23 protein-coding genes, 1 pseudogene and 2 riboswitches are annotated in these 20,690 nt (G+C 40.5%); of the genes and pseudogenes, 3 read left to right on the top strand and 21 right to left on the bottom strand.

Annotation, left to right across the window (positions count from 1 at the left end):
- Positions 1–93 precede the first annotated feature (93 nt).
- From BLP92_RS03740 to aroQ, 7 genes are all read right to left on the bottom strand, one after another.
- Positions 94–513: an Asp23/Gls24 family envelope stress response protein gene (locus BLP92_RS03740; protein ID WP_090840694.1), complete on the bottom strand. Its 420-nt coding sequence runs from the start codon at positions 511–513 to the stop codon at positions 94–96.
- Positions 503–1,876: an acetyl-CoA carboxylase biotin carboxylase subunit gene (accC, locus tag BLP92_RS03745; protein ID WP_090840696.1), complete on the bottom strand. Its 1,374-nt coding sequence runs from the start codon at positions 1,874–1,876 to the stop codon at positions 503–505. The genes BLP92_RS03740 and accC overlap by 11 nt, the downstream gene beginning before the upstream one ends.
- Positions 1,877–1,886: 10 nt before the next feature.
- Complete coding sequence (accB, locus tag BLP92_RS03750; RefSeq protein WP_090840698.1) at positions 1,887–2,381, bottom strand: acetyl-CoA carboxylase biotin carboxyl carrier protein; 495 nt, start codon at positions 2,379–2,381, stop codon at positions 1,887–1,889.
- Positions 2,382–2,571: 190 nt separating this feature from the next.
- Positions 2,572–2,907, bottom strand: a complete 336-nt coding sequence (locus BLP92_RS03755) for a hypothetical protein (protein WP_090840700.1) — start codon at positions 2,905–2,907, stop codon at positions 2,572–2,574.
- Positions 2,908–2,946: 39 nt separating this feature from the next.
- On the bottom strand, positions 2,947–3,504 hold the full coding sequence (efp, locus tag BLP92_RS03760) for an elongation factor P (protein WP_090840702.1): 558 nt from the start codon (positions 3,502–3,504) through the stop codon (positions 2,947–2,949).
- A 25-nt stretch (positions 3,505–3,529) separates the two neighbouring features.
- Positions 3,530–4,594: a M24 family metallopeptidase gene (locus tag BLP92_RS03765; RefSeq protein ID WP_090840704.1), complete on the bottom strand. Its 1,065-nt coding sequence runs from the start codon at positions 4,592–4,594 to the stop codon at positions 3,530–3,532.
- Complete coding sequence (aroQ, locus tag BLP92_RS03770; protein ID WP_090840706.1) at positions 4,587–5,072, bottom strand: type II 3-dehydroquinate dehydratase; 486 nt, start codon at positions 5,070–5,072, stop codon at positions 4,587–4,589. The genes BLP92_RS03765 and aroQ overlap by 8 nt, the downstream gene beginning before the upstream one ends.
- 191 nt (positions 5,073–5,263) lie before the next feature.
- Between aroQ and BLP92_RS03775 the strand changes: the two genes are divergently transcribed.
- Together BLP92_RS03775 and BLP92_RS03780 are read left to right on the top strand one after the other, a co-directional pair.
- Entirely contained in the window at positions 5,264–5,668 is a 405-nt protein-coding gene (locus BLP92_RS03775) for an SA1362 family protein (protein ID WP_090840707.1), read from the top strand.
- Between the two features lie 149 nt (positions 5,669–5,817).
- Positions 5,818–6,615: a hypothetical protein gene (locus BLP92_RS03780; protein ID WP_090840709.1), complete on the top strand. Its 798-nt coding sequence runs from the start codon at positions 5,818–5,820 to the stop codon at positions 6,613–6,615.
- A 125-nt stretch (positions 6,616–6,740) separates the two neighbouring features.
- On the opposite strand, the pseudogene mntR reads toward BLP92_RS03780, so the two are convergent.
- From mntR to BLP92_RS03795, 3 genes and pseudogenes are all read right to left on the bottom strand, one after another.
- Positions 6,741–7,174, bottom strand: a pseudogene (gene mntR / locus BLP92_RS03785) (transcriptional regulator MntR).
- A gap of 200 nt (positions 7,175–7,374) precedes the next feature.
- Positions 7,375–9,930 carry a vitamin B12-dependent ribonucleotide reductase gene (locus BLP92_RS03790; protein WP_425284414.1) on the bottom strand — a complete coding sequence of 852 codons (2,556 nt, stop codon included), beginning with the start codon at positions 9,928–9,930 and terminating at the stop codon, positions 7,375–7,377.
- 452 nt (positions 9,931–10,382) lie between these two features.
- Entirely contained in the window at positions 10,383–11,213 is an 831-nt protein-coding gene (locus tag BLP92_RS03795) for a lipoate--protein ligase family protein (protein WP_425284405.1), read from the bottom strand.
- Positions 11,214–11,347: 134 nt separating this feature from the next.
- On the opposite strand from BLP92_RS03795, the gene BLP92_RS03800 reads away from it, so the two are divergent.
- Positions 11,348–11,722 (top strand): rhodanese-like domain-containing protein, encoded by a 375-nt coding sequence (locus BLP92_RS03800; RefSeq protein WP_090840715.1) that lies wholly within the window; start codon positions 11,348–11,350, stop codon positions 11,720–11,722.
- A 73-nt stretch (positions 11,723–11,795) separates the two neighbouring features.
- Here the strand turns inward: BLP92_RS03800 and gcvPB are convergent, their stop codons facing one another.
- The 11 genes from gcvPB to comGA all read right to left on the bottom strand — a co-directional run bounded on the left by gcvPB (position 11,796) and on the right by comGA (position 20,611).
- Positions 11,796–13,274: an aminomethyl-transferring glycine dehydrogenase subunit GcvPB gene (gene gcvPB / locus BLP92_RS03805; protein WP_090840717.1), complete on the bottom strand. Its 1,479-nt coding sequence runs from the start codon at positions 13,272–13,274 to the stop codon at positions 11,796–11,798.
- Positions 13,271–14,617 carry an aminomethyl-transferring glycine dehydrogenase subunit GcvPA gene (gene gcvPA, locus BLP92_RS03810; protein ID WP_090840719.1) on the bottom strand — a complete coding sequence of 449 codons (1,347 nt, stop codon included), beginning with the start codon at positions 14,615–14,617 and terminating at the stop codon, positions 13,271–13,273. Before gcvPA ends, gcvPB begins: the two co-directional genes overlap by 4 nt.
- Positions 14,618–14,634: 17 nt before the next feature.
- Positions 14,635–15,720, bottom strand: coding sequence for a glycine cleavage system aminomethyltransferase GcvT (gene gcvT / locus BLP92_RS03815; RefSeq protein WP_090840721.1), 1,086 nt, complete (start codon positions 15,718–15,720; stop codon positions 14,635–14,637).
- A 72-nt stretch (positions 15,721–15,792) separates the two neighbouring features.
- Positions 15,793–15,885, bottom strand: a riboswitch (glycine riboswitch).
- Positions 15,886–15,977, bottom strand: a riboswitch (glycine riboswitch).
- A 66-nt stretch (positions 15,978–16,043) separates the two neighbouring features.
- The gene (locus BLP92_RS03820) at positions 16,044–16,556 is read right to left on the bottom strand and encodes a shikimate kinase (protein ID WP_090840723.1); all 513 of its coding nucleotides are present in this window, start codon (positions 16,554–16,556) and stop codon (positions 16,044–16,046) included.
- Between the two features lie 2 nt (positions 16,557–16,558).
- Positions 16,559–16,936: a hypothetical protein gene (locus BLP92_RS03825; protein WP_090840725.1), complete on the bottom strand. Its 378-nt coding sequence runs from the start codon at positions 16,934–16,936 to the stop codon at positions 16,559–16,561.
- 22 nt (positions 16,937–16,958) lie between these two features.
- The gene (gene comGF / locus BLP92_RS03830; RefSeq protein ID WP_090840727.1) at positions 16,959–17,399 is read right to left on the bottom strand and encodes a competence type IV pilus minor pilin ComGF; all 441 of its coding nucleotides are present in this window, start codon (positions 17,397–17,399) and stop codon (positions 16,959–16,961) included.
- Positions 17,389–17,709: a hypothetical protein gene (locus BLP92_RS03835; protein WP_090840729.1), complete on the bottom strand. Its 321-nt coding sequence runs from the start codon at positions 17,707–17,709 to the stop codon at positions 17,389–17,391. Before BLP92_RS03835 ends, comGF begins: the two co-directional genes overlap by 11 nt.
- The gene (locus tag BLP92_RS03840; RefSeq protein WP_090840731.1) at positions 17,696–18,124 is read right to left on the bottom strand and encodes a prepilin-type N-terminal cleavage/methylation domain-containing protein; all 429 of its coding nucleotides are present in this window, start codon (positions 18,122–18,124) and stop codon (positions 17,696–17,698) included. Before BLP92_RS03840 ends, BLP92_RS03835 begins: the two co-directional genes overlap by 14 nt.
- Positions 18,114–18,434 (bottom strand): competence type IV pilus major pilin ComGC, encoded by a 321-nt coding sequence (gene comGC / locus BLP92_RS03845; protein ID WP_244516638.1) that lies wholly within the window; start codon positions 18,432–18,434, stop codon positions 18,114–18,116. Before comGC ends, BLP92_RS03840 begins: the two co-directional genes overlap by 11 nt.
- Positions 18,435–18,518: 84 nt before the next feature.
- Positions 18,519–19,547 (bottom strand): type II secretion system F family protein, encoded by a 1,029-nt coding sequence (locus BLP92_RS03850; protein ID WP_175444165.1) that lies wholly within the window; start codon positions 19,545–19,547, stop codon positions 18,519–18,521.
- Entirely contained in the window at positions 19,544–20,611 is a 1,068-nt protein-coding gene (comGA, locus tag BLP92_RS03855) for a competence type IV pilus ATPase ComGA (protein ID WP_090840735.1), read from the bottom strand. The genes BLP92_RS03850 and comGA overlap by 4 nt, the downstream gene beginning before the upstream one ends.
- Positions 20,612–20,690: the final 79 nt, after the last annotated feature.

The following is a 20,690-nucleotide window of genomic DNA, read 5'->3' on the forward strand; positions in this document are numbered from 1 at the left end:
GAACCTATACACAGCAAATCATAAATGTACAAAATTTCTTACTTTATAAACACTTTGAAAGCGGCAGTGGATATACCACTGCCGCTTCATTAATTACAAGTGATCTGAATCTTTTTTACGAGGCTCAGGCTCAATTTTAGTTTCAAACTGTACTCCCGTAACATGGATATTTACATGCAGGACATTGATTGCCGTCATTGTTTTTAACGTCTGTACAATATTTTCCTGTACTTTCTTTCCTACTTCAGGAATAGAGTAGCCGTATTTCGTAACAATAAAAACATCCAGAGTAATACTGTCTTCAGCCTGTTCTACTTTTACACCTTTACTGTGAGTGCTTTTTCTCCCCAGTCTTTCAGCAACTCCAGATGCAAAGTTACCGCGTAAATGGTCTACCCCTTCGATTTCGATTGCAGCAAGACCGGTAATAACTTCTATAACTTCTGGAGAAATTTCTACTTTTCCCAGCTCATTTTTATCCTCTGAAAGTTTTACTAAATGGTTATCTACCATCTTCATCCTCCTCTTCCGGTCGAATAGGATAAGTTTCAAGAAACTTCGTATTGAAGTCGCCTTTTCTGAAAACTTCGTGCTGGAACAGCCGGATATGAAATGGAATCGTAGTTTTCACCCCATCAACCATAAATTCACCTAAAGCTCTTTCCATTTTCGCTACAGCTTCCTCTCTGTCTGCACCATGAACAATCAGCTTTGCAACCATTGAATCATAATAAGGCGGAATTGCATAGCCTGTAAAAGCAGCACTGTCAATTCTTACACCAGGACCGCCGGGGGGGAGGTAAAAGTTTATTTTACCTGGAGAAGGCATAAAGTTTTTATACGGATCCTCTGCGTTGATCCGGCACTCTATGGCCCAGCCATTAAACGTTATTTCCTCCTGCGAAAGCGAAAGCTTTTCTCCGGAAGCAACCCGAATCTGCTCTTTAATAAGATCCACTCCCGTTACCATCTCCGTCACCGGATGCTCCACTTGAATACGTGTATTCATTTCCATAAAATAAAATTTATCATCATTATGATCGAAAATAAATTCTATCGTACCAGCTCCACAGTAATTTACAGCTTCAGCTGCACGTACTGCCGCTTTTCCCATTTCTGCCCTGACTTTTTCAGAAACAGCAGGAGAAGGAGTTTCTTCCACCAGCTTCTGCAGACGCCGCTGAATAGTACAGTCCCGCTCTCCCAAGTGTATCGTATTCCCGAAAGAGTCTGCCATTACTTGAATTTCCACGTGCCTGAAATCCTCAATATATTTTTCAAGGTATACCCCTTCGTTACCAAAGTTAGCTTTTGCTTCTTTTTGAGTTACTGAAATACCTTTGATAAGCTCTTCTTCCGTCTTGGCAACCCGGATACCCTTACCGCCGCCTCCAGCTGTTGCTTTAATAATGACAGGATAGCCGATTTGTTCAGCGATTTTCACTCCTTTTTCCGGAGATTCAATAAGCCCGTCGGATCCTGGAACCACAGGCACCCCAGCTTTTTCCATCGTTTTTCTGGCAACATCCTTTGTACCCATCTGGCTGATGGCATGAGGACTTGGCCCAATAAATGTAATATTACATGCATCACAAATTTCTGCAAAGTCAGGGTTTTCGGATAAAAAGCCGTAACCGGGATGAATTCCATCCGACTCTGTAAGTGTTGCTATGCTCATAATATTGGTGAAGTTTAAATAGCTGTCTGTACTGGAAGCTGGACCGATACAATAAGCTTCATCAGCCAATTTCACGTGCAGTGCCTCTTTATCAGCAACAGAATAAACTGCTACCGTTTCTATGCCTAATTCTTTACAGGCTCTAATAATTCGAACTGCAATTTCTCCACGATTTGCCACTAAAATCTTTTTGAGCATTTTCATCCCTCTATTCCGGCTTGACGAGGAACAGATCCTGACCATACTCAACCAGCTGTCCATTCTCGACAAGAATATCTACTACTTCACCTTTAACTTCTGCTTCAATTTCGTTCATAAGTTTCATCGCTTCTACAATACAGACGACACTGTCTTTTGAAACTTTATCTCCTTTTTGAATATACGGATCTGACTCCGGAGAAGGGGAAGAATAAAATGTGCCCACCATTGGGGAAGTTATTGTAAAATGACCTTCCTTTGGTGAATCAGTCTCAGGCTCAGCTTCCGGGGATGTCTGCTGCGGAGCAGGCGCAGCTGTCTCCTGGGGCGCCTCCGGCTGTGCTGCCTGTACGGCAGGCTGCTGCTTCTGCGGAACAGAGATTGTTTCTCCCCCATTATTTTTCTTTAAAGAAACTTTCGCTCCATTTTGTTCATATTTGAATTCGTCAATACTTGAATCATCAATCAATTTAATGAGTTCTCTTATTTCCTGGATTTTTAACATGTTTCTTCACTCCTATCGAATTTAAATCATCTATATATGTAGATTATCAGGTCTTAGTGCCTGATGCTCATTATTTTTATGCTACCTTAAAAATCAATAATTGAAAACCTTTTTCCCGCGAAAAGAATTTGACAGCGCTTACACTGGAAAAAGAAAAATCGGAGATGTCTTTTAGACATCTCCTTTTTCATTAGGACTCTTCAGGCTTGGGTGCTGTTTTGTATTCACGGAATATTGGAAAATCAGATAAGTTATCCGGGATTTTTCCATCTTCCAGAAGAATAATTTTAACAATATTTTTATTGCGTGCCATATGGTAATGTTCTCCATATTCATTTTCTTTAGTAAAGCGTTTTAAGCTCTGGTAATCTTCTTCCTGAATTGAAACAGGAGGATTTCCCTCGGCTTCTTCCTCTGTCTGTTCAAAACCTACTTCAAATTCTACAATTTGAATTTTATCGCTTTTAATGTTGCGTGTCTGCTCCAGTACCGCCTTGGCACCTTCAGTTAATTCTGACCAATCCATGCTTTTGCCTCCTAAATTAATTCAGCTTCAATGTGAGCGTTATGCTCTTGAAACGTATTTTCCTTCTCTTGTATCAATTATTAGTATATCTCCCTGATTCACAAAGAAAGGAACCTGCACTGTCAACCCGGTTTCGAGTGTAGCCGGCTTCGTACCACCGGACGCTGTATCTCCTTTAATGCCAGGTTCTGTCTCTGTAACTTCCAGCTTTACAGACTGCGGAAGTTCTACTCCCAAAATTTCGTGGCCATACTGAAGTACACTTACTTCCATATTCTCTTTTAAGAACTTAAGCTGCCTTTCGATCTGAGCAGTCTGCAGTTCAATCTGCTCATAGGAGGAAGTATCCATAAATGAATGAGTATCCCCGCTGGAAAATAAATACGTCATTTTTGAGTTGTCTATATGTGCTTTTTCTACTTTTTCTCCCCCACGGAAAGTTTTTTCCTGTATATTTCCTGAACGCAGACTGCGCAGTTTTGATCGAACGAAAGCAGCTCCCTTTCCAGGCTTCACATGCTGAAATTCCAATACCTGCCAAATGTCGTTATCAGTCTCAATCGTCAAACCAGTTTTAAAATCATTTACAGAAATCATTATTAAAATCCTCCTTTTAAATTCACTATCCCAATATGATAAGTTCTTTTGGTGACCGGGACAGAATTCTGCACCCGTCTTCAGTTATTACTACATCATCTTCAATTCGCGTGCCGCCGACACCAGCAACATAAATTCCCGGCTCCACGGTGACAACCATCCCAGGCTCCAGTTTTTGATCTGTGCGGAATGAAAGTCCTGGACCTTCATGAACTTCCAGTCCCATTCCATGACCGGTCGAGTGTCCAAAGTAGGACCCATACCCTTTTTCATTAATATAATCTCTTGTAAGAGCGTCTGCCTCTTTACCAGTAATACCCGGTTTCAATCCGGCAACCCCCCTTTTCTGTGCTTCCAAAACAGTTTCGTAGATTTCTCGAAGTTCCTGACTTGGTTCACCAACAGCCACTGTCCGAGTAATATCTGAACAATATCCCTGATAATAGGCACCGAAATCCAAAGTTACCAAATCTCCATCCTCAATGATTTTGTCACTTGCAACACCGTGAGGAAGTGCTGAGCGGTAGCCTGATGCTACTATTATATCAAAAGAAGAGGAGACTGCTCCCTGTTTTCTCATAAAGAACTCCAGCTCATTAGAAATATCAATTTCTCTTGCACCGGGTTTTATATAGCTTTGGATATGCGCAAAAGCTGCATCAGCAATATCGACAGCCTTTTGGATTATTTCCAGCTCTGCCGGTGATTTAATTAATCGCTGCTTTTCAATCAAACCGCTTACTGGTACGAGCTCTGCCTGAATTTTCTCTTTATAGCTCTCGTATTCTGCATATGAAAGATGTGCTTTTTCAAACCCAAGCCGTTTAATGTTAAGTTTTTCAACCTGAGTGCTTATTTCTTCTATCAGTGTTTTCTTATGTTCGATTACTTCAAATTCTTCAGCTTGCTTTTTTGCCTGCTCTGTATAACGAAAGTCAGTAAGAAAAATTGCATCCTCCTTTGAAATCAAAGCAGCTCCAGCTGTCCCCGTAAAACCTGAAATGTACCTGCGATTATATGTACTTGTTACTACAAGAGCATCGATATTGTTGTCTGCCAGCTGTTTTCTAAGTGCACTAATATTATTCATTCGTGAGCCTCCTCGCAAAATAATACAATCCTGCTGTATAACTTTCAAATCCCAAGCCGCTTATCTGCCCTGCACACACAGGTGCGGTAACAGAGGTAGAACGAAACTCTTCTCTTGCGTGAACATTGGAAATATGAACCTCCAGCACAGGAATGTGAATACTTGCTATAGCATCCCTGATCGCATAGCTGTAATGGGTGAAAGCTCCAGGGTTAATAATCACCGCTGCTGCATCTGATTCTGCCTGGTGCAGCCGGTCTATAATTGCTCCTTCCACATTCGCTTGAAAAAAATCCAGTTCCATATCGAATCCTGAAGCTTCATTTCTTAACATTTCTTCCAGATCATTCAGGCTTGATGACCCATATAAATCCGGTTCCCTTTTGCCCAGTCTGTTTAAATTAGGCCCATTTATAATTAGGATTTTTTTCGACAAAAATAAACACCTCAGTTCTGAATTGAATTCTCTCCCCCGCATATTTTATCATACGCCAGTGAACTTGAATAGTTGCGTTCATCATCACGTAAATAGAGGTGTAAATTGCTTGCAAAAAGGGAAAAGAAAATAAAGAACGTAGAGGAATTTACTCTACTGGTGTAGAATAGATATATTATATTCAATGTTCTCGGCCCCTCGTTCCACTAAAAATTCCTAGGAGGTGTGAGCATATGTCCAAAGTTAAATCCCATCTACTGCTTTTAGTAATAATAGGGCTTGCAGTCCTTGGAATAGGAACCAGTTTATTTCAAGATCCTACTGGTTTTATTACCAGCATATTTGTCACCATTGGGATACTCACTTTATTCATTTTAGTTTTCCGGCGTTTTATCCAGCCGAAATTAATGCAGCGTCAATCCGGATTTCAGGTTCCTGTTAAAAACGGCAGGCCGGTTACTTCCACCCAGGCGAAAACGAAGCCTAAACCGAAAACCCGCCGCAGCACTACTCAGCTGAAGACTGTAAAACAGGAAAAAAGCAGAGCAAAACCGTTGGTTAAACGTCAATCTGATGTAAAACTAACGGTGATTGAAGGAAAGAAGAACACAAAGAAGAAGAGCCGGGCTTTGTTTTAACTGCTTGGCTCTTTTCTTTTAAGCAGCAGTGCTTTTTTTCTGTCCACCTATTAAAACTGCATCTAAATTCTATTATTTGAACCAGTATTCTCCTTAAACTTCACAATAAATTTGATGGAAATCAGCTTTTAAATGCAGGAGGTTTTACTATGACGGCTCCTTCTTTTTTTGTAAGTATATACTCACAGCTACTTTTTGTCGGCTGGCTGATTACTGCCGGCGGCATCTATTGGGGGCTGGATAAACGTGCCGGCTTTCAGCTATTATATTTAACCATTTTATCATTATCTTTAGGATATATTATTGTAATATACTTTCCGTTTATTTATTTAAGTAACGAAAATGTACTGGTTACCCATCCGCATATTCAGGCTTCAGTAACTTTATTCGCTTTTTTACTTCCTTTATGTAAGCGTCGCAGGGAGCTTGTGATATGTATTGCTGCTCCATTGATTATCAGCCTATTATATCTGCTTATGCAGGGGATACCAGCTTTCACTGTAAGCGGGGGAATACTTATAGGAGGATTTGTAAGTTATTCATTTTATCGAAGTCTGGAGTGGCTAGGTGCTATGCCGGATTTCTACTTATTTACATTCGCTATTATTCTTCCTTTTTTTATCTCTGCTTTAATTTATCCAGAAGCTTATTTTCTGTTATTTCCTGGATTACTGCTTGGGATTGGCATCGGTGCTTCCCTGGAACAGTACAAAATAAGAATGAATATAGAAGCAACTGCAAGAAAAGCAAAAATAATTGCTTTTCTTGTAGGTTCTGGTGGCATCGTATTTAGTCATGCTGCTGTAAGACCAGTATTCAGTATCTTTCCTGCAGGAGAATTAATTTCCGGTGTTTTTACCGGTCTGTGGATAACGCTGATGCTTCCGTTTATTATGCTGGCAGCCAATTTATATGAAAAGCATGGAAAATCTGAACAAATAGTATAACCTCCTGGACGAAGAATGCAAGATCCTCAGAAGCCAGTATTATCCTGTACCGAAAAGAATTAATAAAAAAACTACCTGGGTTGCTCAGGTAGTTTTTCATCTGCTTAAAAAGCTTTTTCAAAGCCTTATTCTTCTTTCATGTTTTTTTCATTTTTTTCCTGAACATTTCTCAATTCAAGCAGACGATCATTATCTTCTTCAAAGTATTGTACAAGATCACCGATTCTATCAATCGCTTCCCAGCTTAAGTGGTGCTCGATACCTTCCACATCTTTAAATATATATTTTTGGTCCACTCCGATAATCCTCATAAATTCCTCTAAAAGTTCGTGCCTGAAAACAAGTCGCTTGCCAATTTTTTTCCTTTTGCAGTCAATATCAAACCACGATATTTTTCATATACCAGGTATTCATTCGCATCTAATTTCTGTACCATTTTAGTAACAGAAGATGGATGTACTTCTAAAGCATCCGCGATATCTGAAACTCTTGCATATCCTTTTTCATCGATTAGTTGATAGATTCTTTCTAAATAGTCTTCCATACTGGGTGTCGGCATGCAGCGATCCTCCAAACATTTAAACCTCGCAGATAAAAATACATTCTATACAATTCATTTTAGCATAACATAAAATGCTTTACTATGGAGTTTTCAGTCTTTCTAAAGCCACAGAATGCGAATAGAAATTTCACAAAAAAACATGCCGTCAGTAGACTGACAGCATGTTTTTATTTATTAACCCGTTTTAAATAAGCTTTTTATAGTCCGCATTTTAATTGCGCACTGCAGTTTGTGCATGTATTACAACCACCGATATCCTCAATTGTTCCTTTACGACATACGGGACATGTATCTCCAACTTCACTTCCGTAAGTTACAGAAGTTGATCGCAGATCATTAATTGTGTCAACAAGCACTACCGGTTTGTTAGTTTCGTTCTTCTCTTCACCACCAGTTAAGTCAACTGCATAATTATCATTTTCTTCAGCTTTTAGGGTCAGCACCTGGGAATCACGGCTGCCATCAACATAAACCGTACCGCCTTTTGCTCCCCCTTTATACAATCTTTCGTAAACAGATTTCACCTGATCTACAGTGTATCCTTTAGGTGCATTTACTGTTTTACTTAATGAGCTGTCCACCCATTTCTGAATGACACATTGAACGTCCGCGTGTGCTTCCGGCGCTAATTCCATGCTGGATATAAACCATTCAGGCAGTTCGTTCGGATCCTGTTCCGGATGAGCTTCAAGATAACGCTGCAGAATCTCAGCTTTCACTTCAATAAACTTCCCTAATCTTCCGCTTCGGAAATAAGAGAAAGAGAAGTAAGGTTCAAGCCCCGTAGAAACGCCAACCATCGTTCCAGTAGAGCCTGTTGGAGCAACTGTCAGCAGATGAGAGTTGCGGATTCCATTTGTTTTAACTCCCTCTAAGATATCTGCAGGCATCTTTTTCATATATCCAGTGCTTATAAACTTATCACGAAGATGTTCTGTTTCTTTTTCATTTTCGCCTATGAGATATGGAAAGCTTCCTTTTTCTCCCGCAATTTCAATGGAAGTACGGTAAGCCGTTGTTGCAATTGTTTCGAAAATTTTATCAACCAGTTCATTCCCTGCTGCTGAGCCGTAAGTTGTTTCTGTTTCAATCAGCAGATCATGAAGCCCCATTACGCCGAGACCCACTCGTCTTTCCCCAAGTGCCTGCTTCGTGTTGTCTTCAAGGAAATATGGAGTGGCATCGATAACATTATCCTGCATCCTTACTCCTGTCGCTACAGTTTTAGCAAGCTTATCAAAGTCCACTTCTTTTTTATCCAGATCAGCCATTTCTGCCAGATTTACTGCAGCAAGGTTACATACTGAATATGGAGCAAGCGGCTGTTCCCCACATGGATTAGTAGCAACTACTTTCTGGCCATATGCACTTGCATTTGTCATTTCGTTCGCATTATCAATAAAGAAAATGCCAGGTTCTGCAGAATAGGTGGCGCAGATATTAATTAAATTCCACAGCTCCTGTGCCTGAATTTTTCTGTAAGTCCGAATTCCAAAACCTAGTTTTTCCCACTCACGCACATCACCATATTCCTGCCATTCCCGGTTATAAGCTTCCATTTCAGCTTCTGAATAGTTTTCCACATCAGGAAAACGAAGCTCGTATTCAGCATTCTCTTCCACCGCTTTCATGAAATCATGCGTAATACATACCGAAATATTCGCACCGGTCAGAAATTCAGGATTATTCACCTGATAAGTACCGCCGTCACGAAGTTTAGACTCTGCTTCACGTATAACTTTGGGGTCAAATCCACCCTGGCCTTCCAGGTGCTTATAATTTACAATGCTTTGGTACATTGCTTCTTCCAATTCACTTAACGGAGTGAATTTCAGTTTTTCTTTAATAAGAAGTTTAATTTGCTCGTCTGAAATCTGCTCCAATAAGTAGCGGAGAATTCTTGGATTCTGCATTTTAGAAATGATAAATTCTAAAATGTCAGGATGCCAGTCAGCAAGCATAATCATCTGCGCACCACGTCTGGAGCCGCCCTGTTCCACTAAATGAGTAAGTTTCGCGATATCATCAAGCCAGGAAACAGAACCTGAAGATTTTCCATTAACTCCTCTTGCAAGAGCATTACGAGGTCGAAGCGTAGAACCATTTGTTCCTACACCGCCGCCGCGGCTCATTATTTCCATAACCTGTTTCCTGTGGTCAGAAATTCCTTCGCGGGAATCTGCTACGAACGGCATTACATAGCAGTTGAAATAAGTTACATCTGTTTCCGCTCCTGCTCCGTAAAGCACTCTTCCTGCCGGAACAAAGTTCATATTGACCAGTTCTGCATAAAACTTTTCGAACCATTCCTGTTGTTTTTCTTCTGTAGTTTCAACAGAAGATAAGCCTCTCGCATTTCTCTTTGCGATCTGCTCATAATAAATTTCAAGAGGTTTATCAATTGTAGCCAATGGACGTTCCACAATGCCAGTTTTCTTTTCTTCAGGATGATCCAGAACTCCAACAAATTCTTCATCAACTGCGATCTTTGCAGTCCCGTCATTCCAGTTTACTTCTGTCACAAACCCATAGCCTCGAGCCGGAAATTTAGGATCTGATTTTACAGTAAGGACAACGAAATCTCCTGTTTTCAACGTTTTCTTCTCCGTATCTTTGAATGTATATCGGTCAAGCATTACGAGTCTTGAAACTCCACTTTGTTTTTTATTCATTTCTGGTGTAATTGGGAATACCTGAGGAAATTGTTCAATATCTTTGTTCAGCTGCTCCACGTCAATACGTTTCTCTGACATATAAGTAGTCACAGGCCTCGCTCCTTTTTCTTCTTAAATTGTGCCGGCACAAAAATAAATGAAGCCTGAAGTCAGGCTTCTAAAGTTGGCGCCTACACCTTCACACGCTATATATTGTGCCTGTATCGAACACAATATCAACATATAGGGTATCTTCTTCATATTCTATACCCTGCGCTTTAGGTTGTAAACTTATTATTTTGTACCGGAAAATGTAAATAATATTGAAAGCTTACTGCTTTAGGCTTTCTGAGAAATAAATATATAAAAATAAATTGTAAGCTGGAAATTTTCCTCCTGCAGCTAATAGAACGATAAAAATCCTCGTTAATTCAAACTGCCTGATATGGGAGTTCTCATCTTTCACTTCAGATACACGAACATTTGGATAGTTATTTCAGATAGTATTCATTAATTTTCTATAAAATAAAATTTTGAAATTGGTTCCTGGACTAATATTTAAAATTCCAGCTGTCCTGTGCATATTTTGAAGCTGCAAGAGATCTGACTTCCTGCAGCTGTTTTTCAGAAAGATCCAATGGCTGAAGATTAATATTTAGTGCTTTTTCAAATCCTTTTTTAAAGATGCGTTTCATTTCTTCCAGCGATAGCAGCGGATTCAGCAGGTCTTCAATCGGGGTAGCTTTTTTCTTGAATCCCTGCTGCATTCGCTGCCGTACTCTTTCATTGGGGAATTTAAACATATCAAACAGCTGATCTTCATTAAGCGTCCTGATAATTGAGCCGTGCTGCAGAATAACCTCCCGCTGCCTTGTCTGCGCACTTCCCGCAATTTTGCGGTTATTGACAACCATTTCATACCAGGAAGGTGCATCAAAACAAACTGCAGACCGGGGATTTCTCAGCTCTTCTTTTTCCCGCTCTGTTTTTGGCACTGAAAAATCCGCATCCAGGCCCATCTCGCGGAACCCTTCCAGCAGCCCCTGTGAAATCACGCGGTACGCTTCTGTTACAGAAGCAGGCATGAGAGGGTGGTCTTCTCTCACGATGACACTGTAAGTCAGTTCATCATCATGCAATACTGCCCTTCCGCCCGTGGCCCTTCGCACCAAACCAATTTTGTGCGCTTTAACCTGCGCTAAATCTATATCTTTCTCTATTCTTTGAAAATATCCCAAGGAGAGTGTTGGCGGGTCCCATTCATAAAATCGAATAGTTGGAGGAACAGCCCCCGTCCGGTGCCAGTCCATCAGTTTTTCATCCATTGCCATATTAAAGGCAGGATTCTGTTTTTTTGAATCTATGTATGACCAAGTTTCCAAGAGAATTCCTCCTATCTATTTTATCATACCTAATTTAAAGAATTTGTACAAAAAGAAAATCCAAAGATTGCACAAATCATTATTAAGGTATATCATTTATGAAGAAACATGTAAATCAACAAAGGAGTGCTAGAATGACTTGGTGGATGATCCTCATACTTATTTTGTTATTAATCGCTTTTATACTTTTTCGTCTCCGAAAACCCAGTTACCTCACAACACTGGATCAGGAGGAATTTACAAAAAATTACCGTAAAGCTCAGTTGATTGATGTTCGGGAAGAACGCGAATTTAAAACAGGCCATATTCTTGGGGCACGTAATATTCCTCTCTCTCAGTTAAGAATGAGGAACGCGGAAATCCGCCCCGATAAACCTGTTTACCTTTATGATCAGAATGGTTCCCGTTCTATCCAGGCAGCAAAAATCCTCAAGAAAAAACGGAATGCAGAAGATATTTCCATGTTAAAAGGCGGATTTAAAAAATGGTCCGGAAAAATCAAAAAATAACTTTTTTCCTCTTGAAAATATAGTGTAATAAAGAAAGAGCGTTATGGTAACCACACCATAACGCTCTTTTTAATTACTTAACTGAAGCGTACTCTTCCGGAGTGTAACGAAGTACAGGTTTTCTTGCAGCTGTAGTTTCGTCCATGCGTCCTACGACCGTCGTATGCGGTGCTTCCTGGACAATTTCCGGATTTTCTTCAGCTTCCTTCGCAATCTGGATCATCGCATCGCAGAATTCATCCAAAGTTTCTTTCGATTCTGTTTCCGTAGGTTCTATCATCAAACACTCTTCTACATTCAGCGGGAAGTAAATTGTCGGCGGATGATAACCAAAGTCCAACAGCCTTTTAGCCATATCCAGTGTACGTACACCAAGTTTCTTCTGGCGCTTTCCAGAAAGCACAAATTCATGTTTGCAGTGCTGTTCATAAGGAGTATCGAAGTGAGGCTGCAATTTTCGCAGCATATAATTTGCATTCAGCACTGCCTGTCTTGACACCTGTCTTAATCCTTCTGGACCCATGGTGCGAATATACGTGTATGCACGTACATTTATTCCGAAATTTCCATAATACGGCTTTACTCTGCCGATAGTATCCGGGAAGTCATAAGAAAAGCGGTAGGAATCCCCTTCTTTCATTACGATCGGAGCAGGGAGGTAAGGTACCAGATCCTGCTTCACCCCCACCGGCCCTGAGCCAGGCCCGCCGCCGCCGTGCGGGGTTGTAAAAGTTTTATGCAGATTTAAATGAACTACGTCAAAGCCCATATCTCCTGGACGTGTAATACCTAAAATTGCATTGGAGTTTGCTCCATCATAATAAAGCTTGCCACCTGCTTCGTGGATAATTGAAGCCATTTCAACAATTTGTCTTTCAAAAAGCCCCAGTGTATTTGGGTTCGTCAGCATAAGTGCAGCAGTGTCATCTCCTGCAAGCTCACGGAGATGATCCAGATCAACCAGACCTTCTTCATTGGAACGAACAGTTACTGCCTCAAATCCGGCGACAACAGCTGATGAAGGATTTGTGCCATGTGCAGAGTCCGGAACGATTACTTTTGTACGCTGTGTATCGCCATTTGCTTCGTGGTATGCTCTGATAAGCATCAGGCCAGTCCATTCGCCATGAGCACCGGCCGCTGGCTGTAAAGTAACCTGATCCATTCCAGTAATAGCCTCCAGTGAATACTGGAGTTCATACATCATCTCCAGTGCTCCCTGAATCTGTGCTTCCGGCTGATAAGGGTGCAGATGCGCAAATCCAGGATAACGTGCAACATCCTCATTAATTTTCGGGTTATATTTCATCGTACAGGAGCCCAGCGGATAAAAGCCTGTATCCACTCCATGATTCCTTCTTGATAAAGCAGTATAATGCCGTACCAGCTGCAATTCAGACACCTGCGGCAGCTCTGCAGGTTCTTCACGTACAAATTCGCCTGAAAGCATTTCTTCTAACGGAATTTCTTCAACATCCAATACAGGCAGACTATGCCCGATTCTTCCTTCTTTGCTCATCTCAAATATAAGTGCTTGATTTTTATTCGTCATTTCAACCCCTCCAATGCAGAAACAAGCGCATCAATTTCTTCTTTTGTACGCAGCTCAGTGACAGCAATCAGCATCTGCTTTTCTTTTCCCGGATAAAATCGTCCGAGATCGAGCCCTCCTATTACTCCTTCAGCAAACAATTTTTCGTTTATTTCTTTTACTTCTTTATCAAATTCAACTACAAACTCATTAAAGAATGAGCCCTGCGTCACGACTTTAAATCCGGCAGCAGCTAACTGTCTGCTTGCATAATGCGCTTTCTGCATATTCTGGTAAGCCATTTCTTTCAGCCCGTATTTACCTATGGCACTCATAGCGATAGAAGCCCCCAGTGCATTCAGCGCCTGATTGGAACAAATATTACTCGTAGCCTTATCACGGCGGATGTGCTGTTCTCTGGCCTGCAGGGTAAGGACGAAACCGCGTTCCCCATTTTCATCAACCGTCTGGCCGACAAGTCTTCCAGGAACTTTACGCATTAATTTCTTATTTACTGCAAAATATCCACAGTGGGGTCCTCCAAGCTGCGTAGGAATACCAAACGGCTGGGCATCTCCCACTACTACGTCTGCACCAAAAGCGCCAGGTGCCTTCAGCATGCCCAGGCTGAGAGGATTAGAAGAAACAATCATTAAGCCTTTTTCAGCGTGAGCAATCTTTTCGATTGAAGCTAAATCTTCTATTTCACCGAAGAAATTTGGGTACTGCACAATAACACAAGCGGTGTTATCAGAATACTTGCTTTCCAGGTCTTTCATATCTGTTTGTCCATTTAGGTCCTCTACTTCAATAACCGTTAAATTCTGGCCAACAGCATTTGTTTTTAATACTTCAATAGCTTCAGGATGTACGGTCTTTGATACCAGAATTTCTTTTTTCTTCATCTGTCCGCAGCTCATCATCGCAGCTTCGGTGAGTGCCGTGGGACCATCATACATTGATGAATTGGCAAGGTCCATCTGGGTGAGTTCACAAATCATTGTCTGAAATTCGAAAATACCCTGGAGTTCTCCCTGCGAAATCTCGGGCTGATATGGTGTATATGCTGTAAAAAATTCCGAGCGCAGCAGCATATGATTTACTACCGAAGGAATGTAATGTTCGTATACACCTGCTCCTAAAAAGGAAGGATAGTCTTTAATATTTGTGTTTTTTCCAGCAAGGCGCTGCATTTCTTTTATCAGCGCAGTCTCATGGAGAGCAGGCTTTACATCAAGTTCTCCTTTAAATTTCACTTCTTCCGGTACATCATCAAACAGGTCCTCCAGCTGACTTATTCCAATTGTATCCAGCATTTCCTGCTGATCCTGTTCCGTCATCGGCAGATATCGGTATTCACTCATACTATATTCATCCTCTCTTACTCTTTATTACGTACATAAAATGGTGTTTTTACTACTTTGGCTTTTAAAGTTCGTTTTCTTACTTGCACGAAAACTTCAGTTCCCAACTCTGTGTATTCTTTGTCCACTATTGCAAGTCCCACATTTTTCCCCAATGTTGGAGACTGTGTACCAGTAGTGACAAAACCAATTTCTTTGTCGTTTGTCAGCACTTTATAATCTGTTCTGGGGATCCCTTTATCGATCATTTCGAGACCGATCAACTTCCGTTCAGGGCCTTCTTCTTTTTGCTTCTTTAAAGTATCGTATCCAATACACTTAATGTCTTTGTCCGGTTTTACAGCGAACCCGATACCGGCTTCAATTGGCGTAATATCTTTTGACAATTCCTGCCCGTACAGCGCTAATTTCGCTTCAAATCGAAGCGTATCCCTCGCTCCCAGACCAATTGGTGAAACTCCTTCAGCTATTACTTTATCCCAGATGTCAGCTGCAGCTTCCGGCCGGCAGTAAATTTCAAACCCGTCTTCTCCGGTATAACCAGTTCTGGAAATTAAAACTGCATGCCCCGCTAACCTCACATCATTCTGAAAACGAAAAAATCTAATGTTATTTAAATCTGTATCCGTAAATGTTTGCAAAATGTTTTCTGCTTCAGGACCCTGCACAGCAAGCTGGGCGAATTTTTCTGACTCATTATCTACATTTACCTCTTCTGTTCTGTGCTCAAGCAGCCACTCATAATCTTTTTGTATGTTTGCTGCGTTCACAATAAGAAGGACTTCCTGGTCAGAAAATTTATAAAGAACAAGATCATCAACTGTACCGCCATTTTCATAACACATAGCCGTATATTGACACTGACCGTCTTTCACTTTGCTTATGTCGTTTGTGAGCATCTTCTGCAGGTATTTAATGGTATCTTTACCTGTTACGCGGATTTCACCCATATGAGAAACATCAAACACACCTGATTTGTTTCTCACTTGATGATGCTCTTCTTTAATAGAAGAAAACTGTACAGGCAAATCCCATCCTCCAAAATCAATCGTCTTTCCTCCGTATTTTGCATAACTGTCATAAAGCGGTGTTTTATTTCCCAATAACAGCACCTCCAAATAATATGTATATACTCACGACTTACACAAAAAAGGACAGGGGCATACTGAATAAATCAGTACGCCTCTGTCCTTTTGACCTGAGAGTTTTCCTTTTTTTAAAGAAAGGTTTCCCCATGGGTGCCCATATAACGGGACTTTCCAGAGATGCGTCCAACAGGAGTCTGCTTTGCCTGAGAGATTCACGCTGATGCGCTTGCTCCTTCGGCGACGGCGTAGCCGTTCTCTCCCCCTGCTGTCATTCGCTTATATTATATTCGCTTGCTGCGTGAATGCATGTTAATAGTACCACTATTCTCTTTTTTCAATCAAGTTTTTCTTTTATCTGCTAAAGAAGTTTTAATATCATTTACAACCTGCTCTGGAGTCTTATTTTCAGTGTTCAACACAATATCTGCCTTTTCGTATAAAGTTATGCGTTGTGTGAAGCGCTCTTCCAATGCTTCTTTACCAACAGCAGTCAACGGTCTTGTCTTATCACCTTTTATTCTCTCATACAATATTGGAAAAGAAGCTTGCAGATAAATAACATATCCTTTTTCCTTCATAGATTTCACTGCTTCAGGACTCTCTATAATACCGCCCCCTGTTGCGACTACAGCATCTCTGCCAGTCCATTCCGCAGCCGCTTCCGCCTCCATTCCCCGAAAAGCTGCTTCCCCATTTTCCAGAAAAATATCTTTGATTTCTTTTTTTTCTTTCGCAGTTATATACTCATCCAAATCTATAAATTCTATGTTTAAAGATTCTGCAAGTATTCTGCCGATAGTTGTTTTTCCTACTCCCATAAATCCAGTTAAAAAGATAGATCTTCTTCTCACAATTATGCATTCCCCTCTCTCCAGCTTATTATTTCCTTTATCTCCTCATTATAAATAAAAAAAATTTGTTTTGTATATCCATCTCTTACAAGATTAAGTGATACCTCCCACTCTTTTTCATTTTTCGATATTTCTCTGTGCACGTAGCCAAAGGCTGTATTTTCATAAGAAACTTCGTAATCCTGCGTGTCGGGAAACTGACGGATTATATTTTTAACTTCAGTGAATATCAACTGGTTTACCTGTATTTTCTCCAGCTCAAATGTTAATAGCTTTCTATCCATTTCATAATCATAAATAATATAAAATGCTAATCCGCTGAGGCATAGTACAAGCAGCATTGAATAGAGCAGTATAAATCCGGACTGACGGTGTTTCATATGACTCTCCCCTGTTTCCGGCTTAAATATCTTTCGACCATTTTCTTGGGTGTATAAGCAGGTTCGTATGCTCTTTATTTTTTTCGGTTCTAATAATAAGAATCCCTGCAGGATGATATTCAAATCTGTACTGACCAGCATGCTGCAATGTTATTTCATGGCCAGTCCCATTTACTACTCTCCTGATACTGGTCTGGTAAGGTTCATATCTTACAATATCTTTATTATTATTAAAACTTACAGCGCGCTGGTTATGAGAAATTGAAAATTGCTCACTTTGACGAAACTCAAGTTCCAGCTGGGAAAGAAACACCTGATATTCATAGGAAGCAAACTCATTTACTTCAGGCTTCGATTGCAGCCAGAACTTCAGACCAAAAGTCAGTAAAGAAATTAACACCATTAATACAAGAAAACCTGCCAGGACAGAAATAAGTGTAAAGCCCTTCTGGTTATGACGCATATGCTGGAAGGCAGACTTCCACTTTTCTATTTCTATCACTCTGTGAAGTAAGACAAGACATACGGCTGTCCTGAGTATAAATAGTTTTTCCCTGATATTCCCCAAATTGTCCTGTATATTTTCCGCTTACAGTATCATGTTCCTGAAGCTGGCGGAACAGCAAATTATTTGCTTCTCTTTCCATATTCATATGCTGGGACTCAAGATGAATGGTATGGGAGATAAGTACAAACGCACTGATGATTGTTCCCATTATTAACAGCGAAGCCATTGTTTCAATAAATACAAAACCTTGATTACAGTTCTGCAAAATAAAATCTTCCCCTCCCTATTTGAAATACCAGCCGATACGCTTTTCCGGCAGCCTGTACTCTTATTTGACCGAAATTTCTCAGGTTTCCGTTAGGCCTGAACACTACCTGATGTAAATGCAGTGATAATTCCTGAAAACGTACAGGGTAATCAAATTCTTTTTGGAGAATCACTTTCCCTTCTGAAGCTGCAGTATACGTTCCTCCCGGGTAAAATCGAAAACTCACTTCTTTTCCAGTCTTCATTGCATGCAGCTGCATTTGATGAAGATCCTGCTGAATTTCTTTTATTACATACTCTGCCTGCATTTGCGCAGCTAAACTTTGTACCGGCAGAATGGCCATCGTGGAAATAATGCCTATTAAGACAAGGGCTGTCATTACTTCCAGCAGACTTGCTCCTTTACTGCCCAACGGAATCAGCTTTTAATCCGTTAATCGTAATAGCTTCACCATTTGGACAAGTTTCGCTGTCTACATATCCTGCTTCTTTCATTACGTTAATAGAAGCTGGCAGTTTGCCGGTTTCTACCTGGTAGGCCATGATCTGTGCTTCTACGAGCTCCAGCGTAGCACTGCAGCTCTTTTCATTTGCTACACTATGGTTCTTCGTTAAATTTGGTATAAACACGAGAAGGAGGATGGAAATGATCACGAGGACCACCATTACTTCTATTAATGTGAAACCTTTTTGAGCTTTAAAAAACTTCATTATTTTTTTCATAAATTTGCTCCTCTTATTTGGATTTAATGTTTTCATCTGCTGTTTAAAAGTCTTCATTTAGGAAAAAACACAAGTAAACTAAACTTAGTTAAAAGTATCGATTATTGAAAATACCGGCAGCATCATCGAAAAAAACAAAATAAGCACTACTCCGCCGATCAAGCAGAAGACAACAGGCTGGATTAATCTGATTGCTTTTGCGGAATAATCATACATCTGCTGAAATAAGTAAGCTGCAAAGGTTTCTAATTCCTGTGCAGTCTGTCCCTTTGTTTCACCAAAAGACCAGACAACAGAAAGCTGCGGGATGAAATGAGGCCTTAAATAAAGTACTTCAGAAAATTTTTCGCCTTCCTCCAGCTGTTTCAGAAAAAATTCCGCTTCCAGCTGAAAGAATAAAATCATGGATTCCTTTTCCATCGTCAGCAGCGCCTGCTGTAAAGAAAGCCCGCCCTTCAGCATGGGAGCGAGTTGTGCAGTGAAATAATATGTTATCAGCTGGCGTACATATAGATGTATCAATGGAATTTTTAAAAGTAAATTCACTTGTTCCGAGACAGGTTTTCTTCTCACCCAGAGAAATAAAGCTGCGAATATGAAAATACCTGCTAAGAATAATGGGAGCCTTACCCATTCAGTAAAAAACAGCATGAATTTCGTAATCCCTGGAAGCTCATGCTGCATAGAAGTGAAAAATTGCTCAAACTGCGGCAGAATTCCTTCCAATAAAACAATTCCAAGCAGGAAAACCCCTGCCAGCAGAATCAGTGGATAATGAAGCACAGTCTGAAGCTGCTTTTTTAATTCATGCCGTTTTAATAACAAATAGCCAGACTGATCTAAAGCTTTTTGAAATGAACCGTACAGCTCCATCATTCTGATAAAACTGATAGTTTCATTCGAAAAACCGGCTTCCTTCAGCTGGTCAGCAAACATTTCTCCTTGTTCCATTTCCTCATAAGCCTGCAGCAGCCATGCTCTTCTTTCCCCTGTTAAAAATGTGGAATACAGTTCAATAGCTTCATCAATATGATATCCATCCTGAAGAAGCGAAGATAATTCAACAAGAAGTTTGCCGCGTTCATAATCATTTTTAAAAAGACGGATTTTCACACATAGGCCCCTTTTCCGAGTCGCATCCATTCTTTTTCACTTATAAAACCTAAAGCGATCCCTCTGCGTAACTGCTTGCGCAGATTATTGACAGGGTAGGCCGAAGCATGAGGTGTATCGAGATAATGAAAGACCTGCTGCAGTTCTTCTTCCATTAAAATCTCATATAAAGCTTTTCTTCTGGTGTTTCTTCTTTTTTTACAATGGATAGAACATTTTCCTGTGCAGAAGCTGCACTTCAGATCAATCAGTCTTTGGGCTACTACACCGTGAAGCACTTCCTGTAAATCAGCTGCATCCACTCCTAAATCCAGCATTCTTCGGACTGCGCCTGAAGTGGAGCTGCTGTGAAGGCTTGAAATAACCAAATGGCCGCTCATTGCTGCTTTTACCGCGATCTCTGCAGTTTCTTCATCTCTTATTTCTCCTATTACAATCAAATCGGGATCGTGCCTTAATAAACTACGCAGTCCAGCTGCATAGGTCACTCCTGCTTTTTCATTAATTTCCATCTGTAAAAGTCCTGTTTCTCTTCTTTCTACAGGATCTTCTAAAGTCATGATGTTCTCTTTCGTATGCTGCATTCTATCTTTAAGAAGGGAGTAAAGGGTAGTAGTTTTTCCGGCCCCGGTCGGACCGCAAATAAGTATTAAACCATGGGGGCTATGTATAAGTTTCTGAAGATATTCTACCTGCGAGGGAAAAAGTGCTAATTCCAAAAGGTTGTCTGATTTTGAGTATGGGAATATTCTTAATACCAATGTTTCAATCAGTGCAGAAGGAAAAGTAGACAATCGTATAAAAATCGTAATATCATCGACCTGCAGCTCTATACGCTTGTTTTGAGGTCTTCTTCTTTCTCCAATATCCATTCCAGCAATAAACTTCATGTGGGAAATTAATTTTCTTCCCAGTTGGTGGGTAAGAACTTCTACATCTATTAATTGACCATCCAGCCGGTATCGGACAATAACACCTCTTTCTTCGGGGATTAAGTGCACATCGGATGCTCTTAACAATGCTGCTTCTCTAACTAATTGTTTTAACTTCCAGGCTGCTTCCATTCATCACGCTCCTTTACTATTATTTTACTGCACAGAACATACATTCGACATTAAACACAAAATTCCTGCTAAAAAAACA

Origin of the sequence: Alkalicoccus daliensis, assembly GCF_900103955.1 — a bacterium.
Taxonomy (GTDB): Bacteria; Bacillota; Bacilli; order Bacillales; family Salisediminibacteriaceae; genus Alkalicoccus; species Alkalicoccus daliensis.

What these genes read in the sequence shown, in the direction of transcription:
- BLP92_RS03740 (WP_090840694.1), bottom strand. Translation starts at nt 513, where the DNA reads ATGGTAGATAACCATTTAGTAAAACTTTCAGAGGATAAAAATGAGCTG.
- accC (WP_090840696.1), bottom strand. Translation starts at nt 1,876, where the DNA reads ATGCTCAAAAAGATTTTAGTGGCAAATCGTGGAGAAATTGCAGTTCGA.
- accB (WP_090840698.1), bottom strand. Translation starts at nt 2,381, where the DNA reads ATGTTAAAAATCCAGGAAATAAGAGAACTCATTAAATTGATTGATGAT.
- BLP92_RS03755 (WP_090840700.1), bottom strand. Translation starts at nt 2,907, where the DNA reads ATGGATTGGTCAGAATTAACTGAAGGTGCCAAGGCGGTACTGGAGCAG.
- efp (WP_090840702.1), bottom strand. Translation starts at nt 3,504, where the DNA reads ATGATTTCTGTAAATGATTTTAAAACTGGTTTGACGATTGAGACTGAT.
- BLP92_RS03765 (WP_090840704.1), bottom strand. Translation starts at nt 4,594, where the DNA reads ATGAATAATATTAGTGCACTTAGAAAACAGCTGGCAGACAACAATATC.
- aroQ (WP_090840706.1), bottom strand. Translation starts at nt 5,072, where the DNA reads ATGCGGGGGAGAGAATTCAATTCAGAACTGAGGTGTTTATTTTTGTCG.
- BLP92_RS03775 (WP_090840707.1), top strand. Translation starts at nt 5,264, where the DNA reads ATGTCCAAAGTTAAATCCCATCTACTGCTTTTAGTAATAATAGGGCTT.
- BLP92_RS03780 (WP_090840709.1), top strand. Translation starts at nt 5,818, where the DNA reads ATGACGGCTCCTTCTTTTTTTGTAAGTATATACTCACAGCTACTTTTT.
- BLP92_RS03790 (WP_425284414.1), bottom strand. Translation starts at nt 9,930, where the DNA reads ATGTCAGAGAAACGTATTGACGTGGAGCAGCTGAACAAAGATATTGAA.
- BLP92_RS03800 (WP_090840715.1), top strand. Translation starts at nt 11,348, where the DNA reads ATGACTTGGTGGATGATCCTCATACTTATTTTGTTATTAATCGCTTTT.
- gcvPB (WP_090840717.1), bottom strand. Translation starts at nt 13,274, where the DNA reads ATGACGAATAAAAATCAAGCACTTATATTTGAGATGAGCAAAGAAGGA.
- gcvPA (WP_090840719.1), bottom strand. Translation starts at nt 14,617, where the DNA reads ATGAGTGAATACCGATATCTGCCGATGACGGAACAGGATCAGCAGGAA.
- BLP92_RS03825 (WP_090840725.1), bottom strand. Translation starts at nt 16,936, where the DNA reads ATGAAACACCGTCAGTCCGGATTTATACTGCTCTATTCAATGCTGCTT.
- comGF (WP_090840727.1), bottom strand. Translation starts at nt 17,399, where the DNA reads ATGCGTCATAACCAGAAGGGCTTTACACTTATTTCTGTCCTGGCAGGT.
- comGC (WP_244516638.1), bottom strand. Translation starts at nt 18,434, where the DNA reads ATGAAAAAAATAATGAAGTTTTTTAAAGCTCAAAAAGGTTTCACATTA.
- comGA (WP_090840735.1), bottom strand. Translation starts at nt 20,611, where the DNA reads ATGGAAGCAGCCTGGAAGTTAAAACAATTAGTTAGAGAAGCAGCATTG.